The 18,672-nt window shown below is 67.9% G+C and carries 14 protein-coding genes; 5 read left to right on the forward strand and 9 right to left on the reverse strand.

The genetic code is table 11. The annotated features are described in order from the left end of the window. Positions 1–4: 4 nt before the first annotated feature. Both ACAG25_RS00640 and ACAG25_RS00645 read left to right on the forward strand, forming a co-directional pair. Entirely contained in the window at positions 5–757 is a 753-nt protein-coding gene (locus ACAG25_RS00640) for a DUF4191 domain-containing protein (protein WP_370486370.1), read from the forward strand. A gap of 6 nt (positions 758–763) precedes the next feature. After that, complete coding sequence (locus tag ACAG25_RS00645) at positions 764–2,563, forward strand: amidohydrolase (RefSeq protein ID WP_370486371.1); 1,800 nt, start codon at positions 764–766, stop codon at positions 2,561–2,563. A 6-nt stretch (positions 2,564–2,569) separates the two neighbouring features. Here ACAG25_RS00645 and ACAG25_RS00650 read toward each other — a convergent pair whose 3' ends face one another. Further along, positions 2,570–3,037 carry an RDD family protein gene (locus tag ACAG25_RS00650; RefSeq protein WP_370486372.1) on the reverse strand — a complete coding sequence of 156 codons (468 nt, stop codon included), beginning with the start codon at positions 3,035–3,037 and terminating at the stop codon, positions 2,570–2,572. A gap of 147 nt (positions 3,038–3,184) precedes the next feature. Here ACAG25_RS00650 and glnA (ACAG25_RS00655) point away from each other — a divergent pair, with 147 nt between their 5' ends. Further along, the gene (gene glnA / locus ACAG25_RS00655) at positions 3,185–4,621 is read left to right on the forward strand and encodes a type I glutamate--ammonia ligase (RefSeq protein WP_370486373.1); all 1,437 of its coding nucleotides are present in this window, start codon (positions 3,185–3,187) and stop codon (positions 4,619–4,621) included. A 197-nt stretch (positions 4,622–4,818) separates the two neighbouring features. Further along, entirely contained in the window at positions 4,819–5,364 is a 546-nt protein-coding gene (locus ACAG25_RS00660) for a DoxX family protein (RefSeq protein WP_370486374.1), read from the forward strand. An 8-nt stretch (positions 5,365–5,372) separates the two neighbouring features. On the opposite strand, the gene ACAG25_RS00665 is transcribed toward ACAG25_RS00660, so the two are convergent. The 6 genes from ACAG25_RS00665 to ACAG25_RS00690 all read right to left on the reverse strand — a co-directional run bounded on the left by ACAG25_RS00665 (position 5,373) and on the right by ACAG25_RS00690 (position 14,988). Next, positions 5,373–6,002, reverse strand: coding sequence for a PaaI family thioesterase (locus tag ACAG25_RS00665; RefSeq protein WP_370486375.1), 630 nt, complete (start codon positions 6,000–6,002; stop codon positions 5,373–5,375). Continuing rightward, the gene (locus ACAG25_RS00670) at positions 6,003–8,978 is read right to left on the reverse strand and encodes a bifunctional [glutamine synthetase] adenylyltransferase/[glutamine synthetase]-adenylyl-L-tyrosine phosphorylase (protein ID WP_370486376.1); all 2,976 of its coding nucleotides are present in this window, start codon (positions 8,976–8,978) and stop codon (positions 6,003–6,005) included. A 31-nt stretch (positions 8,979–9,009) separates the two neighbouring features. Beyond that, the gene (gene glnA / locus ACAG25_RS00675; protein ID WP_370486377.1) at positions 9,010–10,350 is read right to left on the reverse strand and encodes a type I glutamate--ammonia ligase; all 1,341 of its coding nucleotides are present in this window, start codon (positions 10,348–10,350) and stop codon (positions 9,010–9,012) included. A gap of 71 nt (positions 10,351–10,421) precedes the next feature. Further along, a complete protein-coding gene (locus ACAG25_RS00680) occupies positions 10,422–11,921 on the reverse strand; it encodes an alpha/beta hydrolase (RefSeq protein WP_370486378.1) in 1,500 nt (499 codons plus the stop codon). Between the two features lie 77 nt (positions 11,922–11,998). Further along, positions 11,999–13,534 carry an alpha/beta hydrolase gene (locus tag ACAG25_RS00685; RefSeq protein ID WP_370486379.1) on the reverse strand — a complete coding sequence of 512 codons (1,536 nt, stop codon included), beginning with the start codon at positions 13,532–13,534 and terminating at the stop codon, positions 11,999–12,001. A gap of 62 nt (positions 13,535–13,596) precedes the next feature. After that, entirely contained in the window at positions 13,597–14,988 is a 1,392-nt protein-coding gene (locus tag ACAG25_RS00690; protein ID WP_370486380.1) for a wax ester/triacylglycerol synthase family O-acyltransferase, read from the reverse strand. A 159-nt stretch (positions 14,989–15,147) separates the two neighbouring features. On the opposite strand from ACAG25_RS00690, the gene panB reads away from it, so the two are divergent. Further along, positions 15,148–15,987 carry a 3-methyl-2-oxobutanoate hydroxymethyltransferase gene (gene panB, locus ACAG25_RS00695; RefSeq protein ID WP_370486381.1) on the forward strand — a complete coding sequence of 280 codons (840 nt, stop codon included), beginning with the start codon at positions 15,148–15,150 and terminating at the stop codon, positions 15,985–15,987. Here the strand turns inward: panB and ACAG25_RS00700 are convergent. Both ACAG25_RS00700 and ACAG25_RS00705 read right to left on the reverse strand, forming a co-directional pair. Further along, on the reverse strand, positions 15,984–16,763 hold the full coding sequence (locus ACAG25_RS00700; protein WP_370486382.1) for an enoyl-CoA hydratase/isomerase family protein: 780 nt from the start codon (positions 16,761–16,763) through the stop codon (positions 15,984–15,986). The genes panB and ACAG25_RS00700 overlap by 4 nt on opposite strands. Positions 16,764–16,776: 13 nt before the next feature. Then, a complete protein-coding gene (locus tag ACAG25_RS00705; protein WP_370486383.1) occupies positions 16,777–18,558 on the reverse strand; it encodes a fatty acyl-AMP ligase in 1,782 nt (593 codons plus the stop codon). Positions 18,559–18,672 lie beyond the last annotated feature (114 nt).

An 18,672-nucleotide genomic window follows, 5' to 3' on the forward strand; every position in this document is an offset into this window, starting at 1 on the left:
AGCAATGGCGAAGAGGCGTAACCCGGCTGAGACGAAGGCGGCGAAGGCCGAGGCGAAGGCCGCCCGCAAGGCGGCGTCCAAGCAGCGGCGCAGTCAACTGTGGCAGGCGTTCCAGATCCAACGGAAAGAGGACAAGCGCCTCCTGCCGTACATGATCCTGGCGTTCGTCGGGATCGTGGGCGCCTCGGTGGCCACCGGTCTCTACGCCGGCGGTTTCACGATGTTCATGCTGATCCCGCTGGGGATCGTGCTTGGTGCGCTGGTGGCTTTCATCATCTTCGGCCGCCGGGCGCAGAGGTCCGTCTACAAGAAGGCTGAAGGCCAGACGGGTGCGGCGGCCTGGGCCTTGGACAATCTGCGCGGCAAGTGGCGGGTCACCCCCGGGGTGGCGGCCACGGGCCACTTCGACGCGGTACACCGGGTGATCGGTCGTCCCGGGGTCATCTTCGTCGCCGAGGGCTCCCCCAGCCGGCTCAAACCCCTGCTGGCGCAGGAGAAGAAGCGCACGGCGCGGCTGGTCGGTGACGCCCCGATCTACAGCATCATCATCGGCAACGGCGAGGACGAGGTTCCGCTGGCCAAGCTCGAGCGGCACCTGAACAAGTTGCCGGCCAACATCACCGTCAAGCAGATGGACTCGCTGGAGTCCCGGCTCGCGGCGCTGGGCACCAAGGTGGGTCCGGCGGCCATGCCGAAGGGTCCGCTGCCGGCCAATGCCAAGATGCGTGGGGTGCAGCGCACCGTTCGGCGACGGTGACGTTTCGTGTGCACCGCGTGTGAATGGGCTCCACATTTCGCACGCTTCGGGCACCGACGGCTGACACGTCGCACCGTCCTGCACGTCGCGGCCGTGACCGCCGTCGCAGCCGCGGCCACCGCCTGCGCAACGACGCCCGGCCCGGCAGCCCCGGACGACTCCGACGCTGATTTCGTCTTCCACAACGCGCGCGTCTACACCGTTTCCGACGCTCAACCGTGGGCGCAGGCGATCGCGGTCTCGGGCAACCGGATCTCCTATGTCGGTGATGACGCCGGCGCGCTGGCACTGGCCGGCGCCGACACCCGCGTCGTCGACATGCAGGGCCGCCTGATGCTGCCCGGCTTCGTCGAAGGCCACATCCACCCGTTCGTCGGGGCCTTCATGACCGCCGGCGTCGACCTCCAGGTACCCACCGGGGCCGACGCCCTGGCCGCCATCGCCGCCTATGCCGACCAGCACCCCGACGGCCCGGTACGCGGATTCGGTTGGCGTGTCGACATGTTCGGCCCCGACGGCCCGACCCGCACCGAACTCGACGCAGTGCTGCCCGACCGTCCCGGCTTCTTCTTCGCGATCGACGGCCACAGCATGTGGGCCAACAGCGCGGCGCTGCGGATGGCCGGCGTGACTCGCGAGACACCCGACCCGGTCCCCGGTTTCAGCTACTACGCGCGCGACGCCGACGGCGAACCGACCGGCTACGTGCTCGAGGTCCCGGCGGTACTGGGGCTCGTCGACGCGATCGAGCCGATTTCCGTCGAGGCGATGGGCACGCTGCTGACCGAGTGGCTGCCGCGCGCCTCCGCGGCGGGAATCACGTCGGTGTTCGACGCCGGGGTGCCGCCTATCGGCGACGACCAGGGCGCGCTGCTGGCCCTCTACACCGACGCCGAGGTCCGCGGCGCATTGCCTATGCGAGTGGTCGCGTCCTACAGCGTCAAGGCGGCTCCGGTCGATGACGTGGTGGCCCAGGCCGGCCGGATCCGCGAGGAGATCGCGTCGGAGTTGGTGTCGGCCCACGTCGTCAAGATCGTCGGTGACGGCACCCAGGGCGGCTACACCGCCTGGCTGCTCGAACCCTATGCCGACAAACCGGATTCGATCGGTGCGTCCCCGTTCACCGAGGCGCAGTGGCACCGACTCGTCGCCGACGTTGACGCCGCCGGAATGGATCTGCACATCCACGCGTGCGGGGAACGCACCGCGCGGGTGGCACTCGATGCGGTGGAAGCGGCCCTCGACGCCAACCCGCCCCGGGACCGTCGCCACACCATCGCGCATCTGGTGTACGTGGAGGATCCGGACAGCGAACGCTTCGCGAAGCTCGGTGTGGTGGCGCAGTTCTCCGCCAACTGGATGTCGGGCGACCCGGACACGCTGGAGAACATGGCGGCACGCTACGGACCACCGCGCCAAGACAACCTGTACCGCCCACGCAGGGTGCTGGATTCGGGTGGCCGGATCTCTCTGGGCACCGACTGGCCGGCCGCAGGCTACTTCTCCACCTACAAGCCGCTCGAGTCCATCCAGATCGGGGTCACCCGCCAGCTGATCGGGGATCTCCAAGGCCCCGTGCTCGCACCGGTCGACGAGAAGCTGACGGTTGCCGAGGCGGTGCATGCCAACACCTTGGGGGCGGCCTACCAGCTGCGGCTCGACGACAAGGTGGGCTCACTGGAAGTCGGCAAGCTCGCCGATCTGATCGCGTTGGACGCGAACATCTTCGACGTCGATCCCCGCGAGATCAGTGCCACCGCGGTCACCATGACGATGATGAACGGCGTCATCCGCCACCAGCAGTAGAGCGGTTCAGCGGCGCACCACGGCCGTCTTGGTCGCCAGGTCGTGCAGGCCGCGCAGATCGGAGTCGGTGAATAGTGCCGGGATGACCAGGGTGATGAGCAGCCCGCGCGCCAGTGCGCGGCCGCTGCCGACGTGGGTGCGATTGTCCACCGAGGCCACTCTCAACCCGAGCGCCCACTGGCCCGGGCTGAAACCGAACAGCCGGACCGACAGCACACCCAACACCAGCCAGACGACCAGGACGGCTGTCGACAGAGCGCCGTAGCTGATCAGCCCGAACGCCATCGCCAGCGTCGCCAGACCGTAGGACACCAGCCAGTCGGTCAGCAGCGCGGCCACCCGTCGGCCGAAGCGCGCGATCGAACCGGGCCCGTCGGCCGGCAGACCGAGGCGTTCGCCGGGATACTTTCCGGGACCCGGGGCGTCCGGTCCGGAAAGCCAAGATCGGAAACCTGAACCGGAACCGCGGGCCATGCAGTCAGGATAGGTGGGCTACCGGACAGCACCCAGTCCGGACGGGGTCCACGACGCGTAACGTCTACGCAACATGGGCTTGACTGCCGTGCAACATCGTGTCCATACCGTCACCGGCGGACTACCAAAGTCAAAGGAGAACAAGCAGTGGCAGAACAGACCGCCGACGACATCATCAAGCTGATCAGGGACGAGAACGTCGAGTACGTCGACGTCCGGTTCTGCGATCTGCCCGGCGTCGTCCAGCACTTCTCGATCCCGGCGTCGGCGTTCGACGAGAGCGTGTTCGAGGACGGACTCGCCTTCGACGGTTCGTCGGTGCGCGGCTTCCAGTCCATCCACGAGTCGGACATGATGCTGCTGCCCGACCCTGCGACTGCGCGTATCGACCCGTTCCGGGCGGCCAAGACGCTGAACATCAACTTCTTCGTCCACGATCCGTTCACCCGTGAGGCCTACTCCCGCGACCCGCGCAACGTGGCCCGTAAGGCGGAGAACTACCTGGCCAGCACGGGTATCGCCGACACCGCGTACTTCGGCGCCGAGGCCGAGTTCTACATCTTCGACTCGGTGACGTTCGACTCCCGCATCAACGGCACCTTCTACGAGGTGGACTCGGAGTCGGGCTGGTGGAACACCGGCGAGCCGCTGGAAGCCGACGGCAGCCCGAACCGCGGCTACAAGGTGCGCCCCAAGGGCGGCTACTTCCCCGTCGCCCCGTACGACCACTACGTCGACCTGCGCGACGAGATGGCCACCAACCTCACCAATGCCGGGTTCATCCTGGAGCGCGGTCACCACGAGGTGGGCACCGCCGGTCAGGCCGAGATCAACTACAAGTTCAACACGATGCTGCACGCGGCCGACGATGTGCTGCTGTTCAAGTACATCATCAAGAACACGGCGTGGAAGGCCGGCAAGACCGTCACCTTCATGCCCAAGCCGCTGTTCGGCGACAACGGGTCGGGCATGCACGCCCACCAGTCGCTGTGGAAGGACGGCAAGCCGCTGTTCCACGACGAGTCCGGATACGCCGGCCTGTCGGATCTGGCCCGCCACTACATCGGCGGCATCCTGCACCATGCGCCGTCGCTGCTGGCGTTCACCAACCCGACGGTGAACTCCTACAAGCGCCTGGTGCCGGGCTACGAGGCGCCGATCAACCTGGTGTACAGCCAGCGCAACCGCTCCGCCTGCGTGCGTATCCCGATCACCGGTAACAACCCGAAGGCCAAGCGCCTCGAGTTCCGTTGCCCCGACAGCTCGGGTAACCCGTACCTGGCGTTCGCGGCCATGCTCATGGCGGGCATCGACGGCATCAAGAAGAAGATCGAGCCGCTGGCCCCGGTCGACAAGGACCTCTACGAGCTGCCGCCCGAGGAAGCCGCCAACATCCCGCAGGCGCCGACGTCGCTGTCCGCGGTGATCGACAAGCTCGAGGAGGATCACGAATACCTCACCGAGGGTGGCGTTTTCACCGAGGACCTGATCGAGACCTGGATCTCCTACAAGCGGGAGAACGAGATCATGCCGATCCAGATCCGGCCTCACCCCTACGAGTTCTCGCTGTACTACGACGTATAAGTCGGCTCGCCGACGCGACGTATAAGTCGGCTCGCCGACGCGACGTATAAGTCGGCTCGCCTTTTCTGCGCGAGCAGACGCACAGGCCCCCAGAATCTCCGGATTCTGGGGGCTTTCGCGTCTGCTCGCGAGGCGTTAGCCGCGGGCTGTACCGCATTAGCCTTTTCGAGGCAGCCTCCCGCGAGTAACGTCGCCCTATGGTTCAGGGATTCGACGCGCGCCTCGCCGCATACTCGTCACCGATGCTGAGCATCTTCCGCATCATGTTCGGTCTGCTCTTCACTGTGCACGGCACCATCAAACTGTTCGGTTGGCCCGTCGGCGAAGCGGTTCCCGTCGGCTCCTGGCCGTTGTGGTGGGCCGGGTTGATCGAGGTGATCACCGGACTCCTCATCACCGTCGGCTTCTTCACCCGGATCGCGGCTTTCATCGCCGCCGGTCAGATGGCCGTGGCGTACTTCTGGAAGCACTGGGGCATCCTCGGCGGTGAACCCGCCAGCTTCTGGCCCACCGAGAACCGCGGAGAAGTCACCATCCTTTTCTGCTTCGGCTTCCTGCTGCTGGCCACCCTCGGTGCCGGTGCGTGGTCGGTCGACGGACGACGAGAGGTCGCGGGTGGCTCCGGCGTACGACGCAACCGGGTCGTCACCGGGACCGCTGCTCCCCCGGTCACCGCAACGCCCGTGCAGCAGCCGGTCCGTCGCGGCGGTCTGCTGAGCCGGTTCCGCAGACCGCGCTACTAGCCACGGGTTCAGCCCGCGTCGCGCGCCCACCCGGGTTTGATGAAGACGCCTTCGGCTTCCACGGTGGCGCCCTGCGCATCGAGCAGATAGCCGCGGGCGAAAGTCTTTACGCCCTCGGAGCGTTCGACGAACGCCTCGGCGCGCAGCGGCCCCAACGGCGTTCCGCGCAGGTAGCGCACGCTGATGGTGCCGGTGAACTTCGGCACGATCAGCCCTTCGCTGGCCGCCTCACCGAGAATATGGTCGAGCACCAGCGCGCAGATCCCGCCGTGCACCCACCCCGGCGGACCCTCGTAGGCCGGCCCGAGTGTGAACTCGCTCCAGCAGCTGCCGTCGGGCTCATGCTCGATGATCATCGGCGGAGCGATCGCATTGCGCAGTCCCACAGCGGGATTCGCCCACGCCACCGGCCGCCCGGTGTCTGCGTGCCGGAGTGTGGACCTGCCGGAGCGCCGCCGCTGCTCCAGGAGCGTGGTCGCGGCCTGCAGATGCGCCAGCGCCTCCGCCACGGTGTCGTCGTCGACCTCGGTGTGGATCCCGACGTCGATCAGTTTGCGCAGTGCGTCGGTCAGCGGGTCGTAGGAGCGACGCTGTTTCGCGTATTCCTCGTCACTGATCGTCTCGAACGCGACGTCCACTCAGCCTCCGAAAACCTTCCGTACCACGGCCTTCGCCCTTCGCGTAACCCGCAGATAGTTGTCCAGGAACTCCCCGCCGTCGCCGTCACGCCAACCCGCCGCAACCGCAACCGCGTTGAGCAGACGACCCGGTCCCGGCAGCTGATCGGTCGGCTTGCCACGCACGAGCACCAGCGCGTTGCGCGCCTTGGTGGCCGTCAGCCACGCATCGCGCAGCAGCTCGACGTCCCCCTCGGCGATGAGCTCGGCAGCGCCGATGGCGTTCAACGTCTCCAATGTCGAGGTGTTGTGCAGCGCCGGGATCCGATGAGCGAACCGCAGCTGCAGCAGCTGCACGGTCCACTCGATGTCGGCCAATCCCCCGCGCCCCAGCTTGGTGTGCGTGTTCGGATCGGCGCCGCGCGGCAGTCGCTCGGCGTCCACACGCGCCTTGATGCGGCGGATCTCACGCATGGCCTCGGCGGACATGCCACCGGCCGGGTAACGCGTCTTGTCGACCATCAGCAGGAAGCGCTCGCCCAGCGACATGTCGCCGGCCACCCGGTGCGCACGCAGCAACGCCTGGATCTCCCAAGGCTGCGCCCACTGCGAGTAGTACGCCTCGTACGACGCCAATGTCCGTACCAATGGGCCGTTTCGGCCTTCGGGACGCAGGTCGGCATCGACCTCCAGCGGCGGGTCCGCGCTCGGTGTGCCCAACCGTGCGCGGACCTGCTCGGCGACGGTCGTCGCCCAGCGCACGGCCACCGACTCCTCGACCCCGGGCTCCGGCTCACATACGAACAGCACGTCGGCATCCGAGCCGTATCCGAGTTCCGCGCCGCCCAGACGCCCCATCCCGATCACCGCCAGCCGTCCCGGCGCACCCTGCTCAGGGGTGTTCGCCCGGGTCACGGCATCCAACGCGGCCTGCAGCACCGCCACCCAGACCGAGGTCAGCTGCTTGCACACATCGGTCACCTCGAGCATGCCGAGCAGGTCGGCCGAGGCGATGCGGGCCAGTTCCCGCCGCCGCAACGAACGCGCGGCGGCGATCGCCCGTAGCGGGTCGTCGTGCCGTGCCGCCGACGCGACCAGCGACCGCGCCGCCGCCTCGGTGTCGACGTCGCAGAGCTTGGGCCCGTTGGGCCCGTCAGCGTAGAGCTGGATGACCTCGGGCGCCCGCATCAACAGATCCGGGATGTAGGCCGAGGTGCCGAGCACGTGCATCAGCCGTTTGGCCACGGCCCCTTCGTCTCTCAGCGTGCCGAGAAACCAGCGCTGGTCGGCCATCTCGTCGCTGAGGCGCCGGTAGTTCAGCAGACCGGCGTCGGGATCAGGTGTGTCGGACAGCCAGTCCAGCAGCGTCGGGAGCAGGACCTGCTGCACGCGGCCGCGGCGGCTGCTACCGCTGGTCAGCGCCCGCAGGTGGGTCAGCGCGCTCTGTGGGCCCTCGTAACCCAGTGCGGCGAGCTGACGTTCGGCCGCTTGGGCATTCATCCCGCCGGCAAGCCCGAGCTGGTCGGGTCCCACCGACTCCAGCAGCGGCTGATAGAACAGCTTGGCGTGCAGCCGCGACACGCGGTGGCTCTGCCGCTTGAGTTCTTCGCGGAGCACCCCGAGGGCGTCGTGCCGGCCGTCGGGTCGCATGTGTGCCGCCCGGGCCAGCCACCGCATCGCCTCGTCGTCGTCGGCCTCGGGAAGCATGTGGGTGCGTTTGAGGCGTTGCAGCTGCAGCCGGTGTTCGAGCAGCCGCAGGAACTCATACGACGCGGTCAGGTTCGCCGCGTCGTCACGGCCGATGTAACCGCCCTCCCCCAGAGCGGCCAGCGCGTTGACCGTCGACGCGACGTGCAGCGACTCGTCGTTGCGGCCGTGCACCAATTGCAGCAGCTGCACCGCGAATTCGACGTCGCGCAGCCCGCCGGTGCCGAGTTTGATTTCGCGCGAACGCTTTTCCGCCGGAAGCAGTTGCTCGACCCGGCGGCGCATCGCCTGCACCTCGGAGACGAAGTCCTCGCGTTCGCAGGCCGTCCACACCATCGGCATCAACGCCTCGATGTAGCGGGCGCCGAGTTCGGCGTCACCGGCTGCGGGCCGAGCCTTCATCAGCGCCTGGAACTCCCACGTCTTGGCCCACCGCTGGTAGTAAGCGACGTGCGAATCCAACGTGCGGACCAGCTGTCCCTGCTTGCCTTCGGGGCGAAGCGCCGCGTCGACTTCGAAGAACGCGTCGGCGGAAAGCCGCATCAGTTCGCCGGCGATGCGGGTCACCGTCGCCAGGCTGCTGTGGGCATCGTCGTCGGCGACGAAGATGACGTCGACGTCGCTGACGTAGTTCAGTTCGCGGGCACCGCATTTGCCCATCGCGATGATCGCCAGCGCCGGCGGCGTATCGTCTCCGCACACCGATTTCGACGCCACCCGCAGGGCCGCTCCCAGCGCGGCGTCCGCCAGATCCGACAAGTGTTCAGCCACGACGGTGAACGGCAAGACGGGTTCGTTCTCGACGGTGGACGCCACGTCGAGCGCGGCCAGCACCAGCAGCCGGTCACGGTAGAGCCTGCGCAGGGCCGGTACCACCGAGGGTTGCGGGTCCGCTTTGTCGACCGTGTCGCGGAACGCGTCGATCAGTCCGTCCCGATCGGGCAGCGCGACGTCGCCGGCGAGTAACCGCCACGAATCCGGGTGCGCCACCAGGTGATCTCCGAGCGCCAGGGACGAACCGAGTACGGCGAACAGCCGCCCCCGCAGACTGCGGTCGTTCAGCAGAGCCTTGTCGAGCTCCGGCCATCCGGATTCCAGCGCCTCGCGCAGCCGCATGATCGCCAGCAGCGCCGAGTCGGCATCCGGGGCGCGCGACAGCGACCACAGCAACTCGACGTGTGCCTCGGTGTTCCAACCCAGCTCATCGAGGTCGGCTTGCGCGTTGGGCTGGACCAGACCGAGCCGACCGACGCCGGGCAACCTGGGGCGTTGGGTCGAAGGTCTGGCCATCTTGTCGAATTTACGGCAGCGGTGGCGTGGCCTAGAGAGACAGGTAGTTCTTCAACTCGAACGGCGTGACGTGGCTGCGGTAGTTCTCCCACTCGGCCCGCTTGTTGCGCAGGAAGAAGTCGAACACGTGCTCGCCGAGGGCTTCGGCCACCAGCTCCGAGTTCTCCATCTCGGCCAGTGCGACACCGAGGCTGCCGGGCAGCTCCTTGTATCCCATGGCTCGGCGTTCCTCGGGGGTGAGGGTCCAGACGTTGTCCTCGGCCTCGGGAGCCAGGACGTAGTTCTTCTCGATGCCGCGCAGTCCGGCCGCCAGCAGGACCGCGAACGCCAGATACGGGTTGCAGGCCGAATCGGGGCTGCGCACCTCGACCCGGCGGGAGGACACCTTGTGCGGCGTGTACATGGGCACCCGCACCAGCGCGGACCGGTTGGCCGCACCCCAGGACGCCGCGGTCGGTGCCTCGCCGCCGTGGATCAGCCGCTTGTAGGAGTTCACCCACTGGTTGGTCACGGCGCTGATCTCGTTGGCGTGCTCGAGAATGCCTGCGATGAAAGACTTTCCGACGGCTGAGAGCTGCAACGGGTCATCGGGACTGTGGAAGGCGTTGTTCTCGCCCTCGAACAGGCTCATGTGGGTGTGCATGGCCGACCCGGGGTGTTCGGCGAACGGCTTGGGCATGAAGGACGCGCGCACCCCGTCGGCGAGGGCGACCTCCTTGACCACGTAGCGGAAGGTCATCACGTTGTCGGCCATCGACAGCGCGTCGGCGTAGCGCAGGTCGATCTCCTGCTGACCGGGCGCGCCCTCGTGGTGGCTGAACTCGACCGAGATGCCCATCTGCTCGAGCGCGTCGATGGCGTGACGACGGAAGTTCGGCGCGGCGTCGTGTACCGCCTGGTCGAAATAGCCACCGTTGTCGGCCGGTTCGGGCGGGGTGCCGTCGTTGGGGCCGCGCTTGAGAAGGAAGAACTCGATCTCCGGGTGCACGTAGCACGAGAAGCCCAGATCGCTGGCCTTGGCCAGCTGGCGACGCAGCACGTGGCGGGAGTCGGCCCACGACGGTGAACCATCGGGCATCGTGATGTCGCAGAACATGCGCGCCGAGTGCGGCTTTCCGGAGCCGTCGGCCCAGGGCAACACCTGGAACGTCGACGGATCGGGGCGGGCCACCATGTCGGCTTCCGATACCCGCGCGAATCCCTCGATGGCCGAACCGTCGAACCCGATGCCCTCCTCGAAGGCGCCCTCGAGTTCGGCGGGCGCGATCGCCACCGACTTCAGGTATCCCAGCACGTCGGTGAACCACAACCGGACGAAGCGAATGTCGCGCTCCTCCAGTGTTCGCAGCACGAATTCCTTCTGCCGATCCATGCTCGAAGCCTAGGTTCCGGGTGTTAATTCTGTGTTACACCGCTGATAGCAGCGCAATCCTGCTGCGCTGCTCAGCAGCGCAGTCCGGCCGGTGGGGTGACCGAGTCGACCAGGAAGGCCACCACCGCGCTGTCCACGCACCGATCGCCGTTGAAGACGACGGTGTGCTGGGCGCCCTCGAAGGTGATCAGACTGGCCCCCATCTGACGGGCGAGGTCGACGCCGGACTGGTACGGGGTGGCGGGGTCGCCGGTGGTCGACACGACCACGACCTTGCCGGGGCCGGGTGCGGTCGCCGGACCCACGATCGGGGTGGGCGGCACCGGCCACAGCGCGCACACGTCACGTGGCGCGTGACCGGTGAACTCGCCGTAGGACAGGAACGGCGCGGCAGCGCGGTTACGGCGGTCGAACTCGGCCCACACAGCCGGGTCTGTCGGGAAGGTCGCGTCCAGGCAGCGGACCGCGGTGAACGCGTCCTGCCGGTTCTTGTAGTGCCCGTTGCGGTCGCGCTGTTGGTAGTCGTCGGCCAGCAACAGCAGATCCACCGGATCGGTGCCGCGCTGCAGTCCGAGCAGCCCGCTGGTCAGATATGTCCAGTAGCGCGGTGAGTACAACGCGCTGGCCGTTCCGGTCAGTGCGTCCTGGTAGCTCAGTCCGCGCGGATCACTGGTGGCGGCGGGCTTCTCGGCCAGCGGGTCGACGAGTTCATGGAAGCGTTCGACGAAGCGGGCGGGGTCGGTGCCCAGCGGGCAACCGGGCGACTGTGCGCAGTCGGCGGCGTAGCGTTCGAACGCCTGCTGGAAGCCGGCTTGCTGCCGGAGGCTCTTGGTCAACGGATCGAGCGCGGGGTCGACGGCGCCGTCGAGGACCATGGCCCGGATGCGGTCGGGGTGGCGTGCGGCGTAGGCGGCGCCGAGTTGAGTGCCGTAGGAGAAACCCAGATAGTTGATCTGCTCGTCGCCGAGCGCGGCGCGCACGACGTCCATATCCTGTGCGGCAGTCGCCGTTCCGACGCTGGCGAGGAATTCCGGGCCCATCCGGTCCAGGCAGGACTGCGCGAGGTCTTGGAGGATCCGTTCGATCTGCGCGACGCCGGCGGGACTGTAGTCGACCATGGAGTGCGCGCGGAACGCGTCGAATTCGGCGTCGGTGCGGCACCGCAGCTGCGGCGTCGAATGACCGACTCCGCGCGGGTCGAATCCGACGAGGTCGAAGCGGTCGAGCAGGTCGGCGCCCGCCAGCGCAGCCGCCATGCTGGCCACAGTGTCCACCGCCGAGGCGCCGGGACCACCGGGGTTGACCATCAGCGAGCCGATCCGGTTTCCTTGCGCGGGCACCCGGATGACCGCCAATTGTGCTTGTGCGCCTTCCGGTTTGGCGTAGTCGACCGGTACGGAGACGGTGCCGCACTGTGCGGTCGGGATCCGCGCGGCCTCTTTGACGACGCCCTCGCACGAGCCCCAGGCCGCAGCCGGAGCGGCCGGTGCTGCCGATGCGGTCGGAACCAGCACTGCCGAGAACACGGCAAGCGCCGCCAAGATCCGTCCCGCCCGAAGCATGGCTGTCATCGTTGCATGCCGACGCCGCCCCGGGCCGCGCGGGAACGCAACGGTGACCCGGCCGTTATCGAGGTCTCAGCTGCCGCTCAGCATCGGGTGTCGGGCGGGGGCAGTGTCAGGTCGACCAGATAGCGGGTCGCGATGTCATCGACACACTTGTCACCCTGCAGCGAGACCGTGTGCTGGGTGCCTTCGTAGGTCAGCATCGTCCCGCCGAGCTGGCGGGCCAGGTCCACACCGGCCTCGTAGGGCGTGGCCGGATCGTTGGTGGTGGAGATCACCAAAACCGGTGGCAGACCGTTGACTTTGATCTCGCGCTGGTCGGTGGTGATCGGGACGGGCCACATGGCGCACGATCCCATCGGTGCGTACCCGGTGAATTCGCCGTAGGCCATGAACGGTGCGGCTTCGCGGGTGCGGCGATCGAGTTCGACCAGCTTGTCGCGGTCGGTGATCGCCGGCTTGTCCACGCAGTTGATCGCGATGCGGGCGTCGGTCTTGTTGGCGTAGTGGCCGTCCTGGTCGCGGCCCATGTACAGATCGGCCAACGCGAGCATGGTGTCGCCACGACCGTTCTTGATCTCGCTCAGCGCGACGGTCAGGTGCCGCCACAGCGTCGGCGAGTACAACGGCAGGATGGTGCCGACGACGGCGTCGTTGTAGCTCAGTCCGCGCGGGTCGGAGGTCTCTGCCGGTTCGTCGACCAACGGCCAGACCAGCGAATGGTATTCGTCGACGGCCTTGGCCGGGTCGGTGCCCAGCGGGCAGTCGGAGTCCTTGGCGCAGTCGGCGGCGTAGTCGTCGAACGCCTGCTGGAACGCGGCCGCCTGGCGGACGTCAGCTTCCAGCGGATCGGCGTTGGGGTCGATGGCGCCGTCGAGGAGCATCGCCCGGACGTTCTGCGGGTACGCCTCGGCGTAGCCGGCCCCGATGCGGGTGCCGTAGGAATATCCGACATAGGTCAGCTTCTCGTCGCCGAGCGCGACCCGCATCGCGTCGAGATCTTTGACCACGCTGGCGGTTCCGACGTTGGCCAGGAACTCCTTGCCCATCTTCTCCACACAGCGGTCGATGAACTCGCGGGTCTGCTTCTCCATGTGGGCCACCCCCTCGGGGGTGTACTCGACGACGTTGTCGGCGCGCAGCCGGTCGTTGTCCTCGTCGCTGTTGCACCACACTGCCGGGGTGGACCGCGCGACACCGCGCGGGTCGAACCCGACGAGATCGAACCGGCTGCGCAATTCCTGCGGCAGCGTCGCGATCATCCCGATCGCCGCGTCGACGCCGGACTCGCCCGGCCCGCCGGGATTGATCACCAGCGACCCGATCTTCTCGCCGGTGGCCTTGAACCGGATCATCGCCAACTGGGCGACGTCACCGGCCGGGGAGTCGGGGTTGTCCCAGTTGACCGGCACCGACAGCATCCCGCACTCCGCATCGGGCGGGATCCGTCCCTGGTCGGTGGGGGCGACGTCGTCACAGGACTGCCACTGGACAGGCGATCCGGGCGGCGGCACCGAGATGACCGCCGTGCCTTCCACCAGGTTGCTGCAGCCGGCGACGAGGGTCACCACCGCCGCGAGGGCCAGGCCGCTGCGCGCGACCCCGGTCTTGAGGCTCATGGCACCACATGCTGCCATGACGGCGCATCGATGCTGGCACGGCGGGTATTCGCCGCAGCGGCCTAGCGTGTCGCGGCGACCAGCTCGGCCATCGCAGGCGCGAACTGGTCGGCCAGGTCCCACAGATCGGGCAGCAGTTCGGGGCACGAGATGATGCCGACGTCGAGGTTGCCGTTCAGCGACATGACCGTGATGTTCAGGCCGCTGCCGTGGAAGATCGGCCCGAGCGGATACATGGCCTTGACCTCGCACCCGAGCATGTACAGCGACATCTGCGGTCCGGGCACGTTGGAGACCACCAGGTTGTGGACCGGACGTGCCCCGCTGAGCTTGCTGCTGGCGTACACCCGCATCGCCGCGCCGAATACCGCCGGCGCGGCGAACTGCGTCCAGTCCTGCAGCAGCGTCGCCCCGATCGCCGAGCTGTGCTGTTTGGCAACACCATTGGCCTCGGCGATGGCCCGCACGCGTTCGGCGGGGTCTTCGATTCCGGTCTCCAGGCGGGAGAACATCGCCGACACTTGGTTGCGGCCGGGCCGGTCGGAGCGGTCGTGCGTCGACACCGGAACCGTGGCGACCAGCGAGTTGTCCGGGAGTTCGCCGCGGCCGAGGAGGAACTGGCGCAGCGCGCCGGAGACCAGTGCCATCACTACGTCGTTGACCTTGACGCCGAAGTGGTTCTTGACGGTCTTGACGTCCTCGAGGTCGAGTTGGGCGAACGCCACGTTGCGGTGGCTGGTGACGTTGGCGTTGAACGCGGTCTTGGGCGCACTGAACGGCGGCGCCATGGTCAGCCCGTTGCGTGCGCGCTTCACCGTGTCGACGACCGTGGAGACGGTGGCCGGTACCACGTTGGCCAGCCGCAGCGGACGGGTGGCGAAGCGCAGCGCGCCGCTGACCGCGATCTCCAGACCGCTCGCGTCTCCGGGTCCGTCGACCGGGTCTGGGGGCGGCGCATCCGGTTCGGTCGAGCACAACTGCGACAGCAGGTTGGCGCCGGTGACGCCGTCGACGCTGGCGTGGTGGACCTTCGTCATCACCGCGATCCGGCCGTGTCCGTTCTCGGGGCCACCACCGAGGTTCTCGATCACCCACATGTCCCAGAGCGGACGCGTGCGGTCGAGCGGCAATGACGCCAGGTGCCCGCAGATCTCGGCCAGTTCGGTGCGTCCACCGGGCGACGGCAGTCCGATGCGGTGCAGGTGCCGGTCGACGTCGAAGTCCTTGTCCTCCACCCACACCGGGTGGTCGAGATTGAATCGGTTGTCCAGCAGCTTCTCTCGGAACTCCGGCATGGCCTTGATGCGCTGGGTCAGCCCGTCGCGCAACCGGTCGAACGTGTAGCCGCCGGGCATCGTTGTGGTGTCGAGTTCGAGGATGGAGCACACGTGCAGCGGCTGCGCCGCGGTTTCGAGATAGAGGAAGCTGGCGTCGAGCCCGCTGAGCCGTTGCATGACGAAATCGTAGGCGCGCGGCGGACGGGTGTGAGCAAATCCACTCAACAGGGGCTTCGCCTGGTCGGGCCACGGTGGCAGACTGGTGGACTGTCAGCGAACCCGGGGACCCGTCTGCGGCCTCGAGGATCGAACGACCGACCCGACGAGGGGACACTCATGTCTGAGCACACCGTCTACGGAGCCGCCGCGACGCCCAAGCCGCGGGTCAAGGTGCGAACCCATCACCTGCACAAGTGGAAGGCCGAGGGCCACAAGTGGGCCATGCTGACCGCCTACGACTACTCCTCGGCCGCGATCTTCGACGACGCGCAGATCCCGGTGCTGCTGGTCGGTGACTCGGCGGCCAACGTCGTGTACGGCTACGACACCACCGTGCCGGTCACCGTCGACGAGCTGATCCCCCTGGTGCGCGGTGTCGTGCGCGGCGCACCGCACGCGCTGGTGGTGGCCGACCTGCCGTTCGGCAGCTACGAGAGCGGCCCGGCGCAGGCGCTGGCCACGGCGACGCGGTTCCTCAAGGAGACCGGCGCGCATGCGGTCAAGCTCGAGGGCGGCGAGCGTGTCGCCGAGCAGATCGCCACGATCAGCGCGGCCGGCATCCCGGTCATGGCGCACATCGGCTTCACCCCGCAGAGCGTCAACGGGTTGGGCGGTTTCCGCGTGCAGGGGCGCGGCGACGCGGCCGAGCAGACGATCCACGACGCCATCGCCGTGCAGGAGGCGGGTGCGTTCGCCGTCGTGATGGAGATGGTGCCCGCCGAACTGGCCACTCAGATCACCGGCAAGCTGACCATCCCCACCGTCGGGATCGGCGCCGGCCCCAACTGCGACGCCCAGGTGCTGGTGTGGCAGGACATGGCGGGTATGACCAACGGCAGGACCGCGAAGTTCGTCAAGCGGTTCGGCGCGGTCGGTGACGAGTTGCGCCGCGCCGCCGTCGCGTACGCCGACGAGGTCGCCGGTGGAACGTTCCCCGCCGAGGAGCACTCCTTCTAAGCGAACTCCGCTTTCCGCTTCGCCAGGAACGCGTCCACGCCTTCGCGGCCGTCCGCGGAGTCGGCACGCCGGGCGATCAGCCGGGACTCCAGTTCCATCTGCTGCTCCAGACCGTTGCCGAAGGTGTCCAGCAGCAGAGCCTTGACGCCGCCGTTGGAACCGGCGGAGGTGGCGGCCATCTGGGTGGCCAGTTCGTCGGCGCGCGCGGCCAATCCGTCGGCAGGGACGACCTCGGTGACCAGACCCCACTCGGCGGCCTCCTGCGCCGTGAGGGTGCGGTTGGTCAGCATCAGTTCCTTGGTCTTGGTGATGCCGATCAGCCGCGGCAGGAAGTACGACGCGCTGCCGTCGGGGCTGAGCCCCACCCGGGTGTAGGCCATGGTGAACGACGCAGAGTCCGCGGCCAGCACCAGGTCGCCGGTCACCGCGAGGGAGAATCCCGCACCCGCGGCGGTTCCGTTGACCGCCGTGATGACCACGGCGTCCATCCGCGCGAAACTCGAGACGGCGCGGTGCAGGTCGTCGGCGACCCCTTTGACGTGGCTGCCCCGGCTCTCGGCGACCGAGAAGTCCTTCAGATCGCCACCGGCACAGAAGAACCGGCCGGCACCGGTGATCACCACGACCTTGGTGGCGGCGTTGTCGCAGCGGGCGGCGACGTCGGCCAGCTCCCGCGTCATGGTGCCGTTCATGCCGTTGGCGGCATCCGGACGGTTCAGCGTGATACGGGCGATCGCACCGGTCTTCTCGAAGGCCAGCGTCTGGTAGTCAGTCACACACCGGACTGTATTACAGCGTGCCGTCCAGGTATTTCGCCCGGCACGCCCGCCGCGCCAACTTGCCGCTCGTGGTGCGCGGAATGCTGCCCGCGGCAACGAGTTTGATGTCGGAGATGGGCAGCGCGTGGGTCCGCGACACCGCGGCACGGATCGCCTCGGCGACCGGTGCGGCGTCCACCTTGCCCGCCCCCGCGGCCCGCTCGGCGACGATCGCGAGGACCTCGCCGGTGGCGCCGGGCACCGAGAACGCGGCCACGAAGCCCGACCGCACCGCCGGGGACGCCTTGGCCACCGTCGCCTCGATGTCCTGCGGGTAGTGGTTGCGGCCGTCGACGATCACCATGTCCTTGATCCGGCCGGTGATGTGCAGTTCGCCGTCGATGTAGACGCCGAGGTCGCCGGTGCGCAACCAGTGCGCACCTTCGGCGCAGCCCTCGGCGTGGCTGCCGGTCTGCAGACGGGTCTGCAACTTGTTGACGAACGTCAGCTCGGTTTCCTCGGTGCGGCCCCAGTAGCCCCGGCCGACGTTGTCGCCGTGCAGCCAGATCTCACCGACGCACCCGTCGGGCAGCTCGGCCTCGGTGTTCGGGTCGACGATCACGGCCCACTGGCTGCGTGCGACGTGTCCGCAGGACACCTGCGGCACCGCATCGGGATGGTCGGACGGCACCCGGACCGCCCGTCCGGCGTTGAGTTCGTTGCGGTCGAGGTGGACCGCCTTGGGCGCCGAACCCATCGGCGTGGTGGACACGAACAGCGTCGCCTCGGCCATGCCGTAGGACGGCTTGATGGCCGACGGGCGCAGACCGTACGGGGCGAACGCGTCGATGAACTTCTCGACCGACGCCATGCTGACCGGTTCGGAGCCGTTGATCAGGCCGGCGACGTTGCTCAGGTCGAGCTCTTCGCCCTTCGGCGGCAGACCCCGGGTGGCGGCCAGCTCGAACGCGAAGTTCGGTGCGGCGGCGAACATCGGCTTGTCGGTGGCGCCGAGTTCCTTGATCCAGCGGTACGGACGGCGCACGAACGACACCGGCGACATCAGCGAGATGTGACCACCCGTCAGCGCCGGGAACATGATCATCAGCAGCCCCATGTCATGGAACAGCGGCAGCCAGCTCACGCAACGGATGTCCCACTTCAGCCCGATCGACATGATCATCTGCACCACGTTGGTGCACGCCGAGCGGTGCGTGATCTCCACACCGGCCGGGGTCCGCGTCGAGCCCGACGTGTACTGCAGGTAGGCGATGGCATCGGTGTCCAGGGGTACCGGCATGAAGCCCGCGCCGACGGTGTCGGGCACCGCATCGACGGCGATCATGCGGGGCCGGCGGTCGCGCGGCAGGGTCCGCAGGAAGTCGCCGACCGCCTTGGCCGCCGAGGTGGTGGTCAGCACCACCGTCGGTTCGGCGTCGTCGAGCACGGCTTCGAGGCGCTCGCTGTGGCCGGGCAACTCCGGTGCGAACAGCGGTACCGCGATCGTGCCCGCGTGGATCGCGGCGAAGAACGCGACCACGTAGTCGACGCCCTGGGGCGCCAGGATCGCCACCCGGTCACCCGGACGCGTCAGGTGCTGCAGGCGCCCGCCGATCGCGCACAGTCGCGCGCCCAACGCGGACCAGGTCAGCTCGACGGTGCGGTCGTGGTCGAAATCGAGGTAACGGTAGGCCGGCTCGTCTGCGAACTTCTCGACGTTGCGGTCCAGGAAAGACGTCAACGTGACACCTGCCGGAATCGCGATATTGCCTTCGGGGTCGAGATAGTCCTCAAGCCTCATCTCTGGACTCATAAGAACAGTCTAAGAGGTTGCTTTACGAAACACCGGTAGGGTGCGCGATCCTCCCTCGGCGAGTCCGTGACTGAGAGCTGATGTTCACCGTCCTGTGGCAGGCTTGTGATCTTT

This window comes from Mycobacterium sp. pV006 (assembly GCF_041287115.1).
Classification (GTDB): Bacteria; Actinomycetota; Actinomycetes; order Mycobacteriales; family Mycobacteriaceae; genus Mycobacterium.

Excerpts from the sequence above, each read along its gene's own strand:
- ACAG25_RS00640 (WP_370486370.1), top strand. The coding sequence starts at position 5 with ATGGCGAAGAGGCGTAACCCGGCTGAGACGAAGGCGGCGAAGGCCGAG.
- ACAG25_RS00650 (WP_370486372.1), bottom strand. The coding sequence starts at position 3,037 with ATGGCCCGCGGTTCCGGTTCAGGTTTCCGATCTTGGCTTTCCGGACCG.
- ACAG25_RS00660 (WP_370486374.1), top strand. The coding sequence starts at position 4,819 with ATGGTTCAGGGATTCGACGCGCGCCTCGCCGCATACTCGTCACCGATG.
- ACAG25_RS00670 (WP_370486376.1), bottom strand. The coding sequence starts at position 8,978 with ATGGCCAGACCTTCGACCCAACGCCCCAGGTTGCCCGGCGTCGGTCGG.
- glnA (WP_370486377.1), bottom strand. The coding sequence starts at position 10,350 with ATGGATCGGCAGAAGGAATTCGTGCTGCGAACACTGGAGGAGCGCGAC.
- ACAG25_RS00680 (WP_370486378.1), bottom strand. The coding sequence starts at position 11,921 with ATGACAGCCATGCTTCGGGCGGGACGGATCTTGGCGGCGCTTGCCGTG.
- ACAG25_RS00685 (WP_370486379.1), bottom strand. The coding sequence starts at position 13,534 with ATGAGCCTCAAGACCGGGGTCGCGCGCAGCGGCCTGGCCCTCGCGGCG.
- ACAG25_RS00690 (WP_370486380.1), bottom strand. The coding sequence starts at position 14,988 with ATGCAACGGCTCAGCGGGCTCGACGCCAGCTTCCTCTATCTCGAAACC.
- panB (WP_370486381.1), top strand. The coding sequence starts at position 15,148 with ATGTCTGAGCACACCGTCTACGGAGCCGCCGCGACGCCCAAGCCGCGG.
- ACAG25_RS00705 (WP_370486383.1), bottom strand. The coding sequence starts at position 18,558 with ATGAGTCCAGAGATGAGGCTTGAGGACTATCTCGACCCCGAAGGCAAT.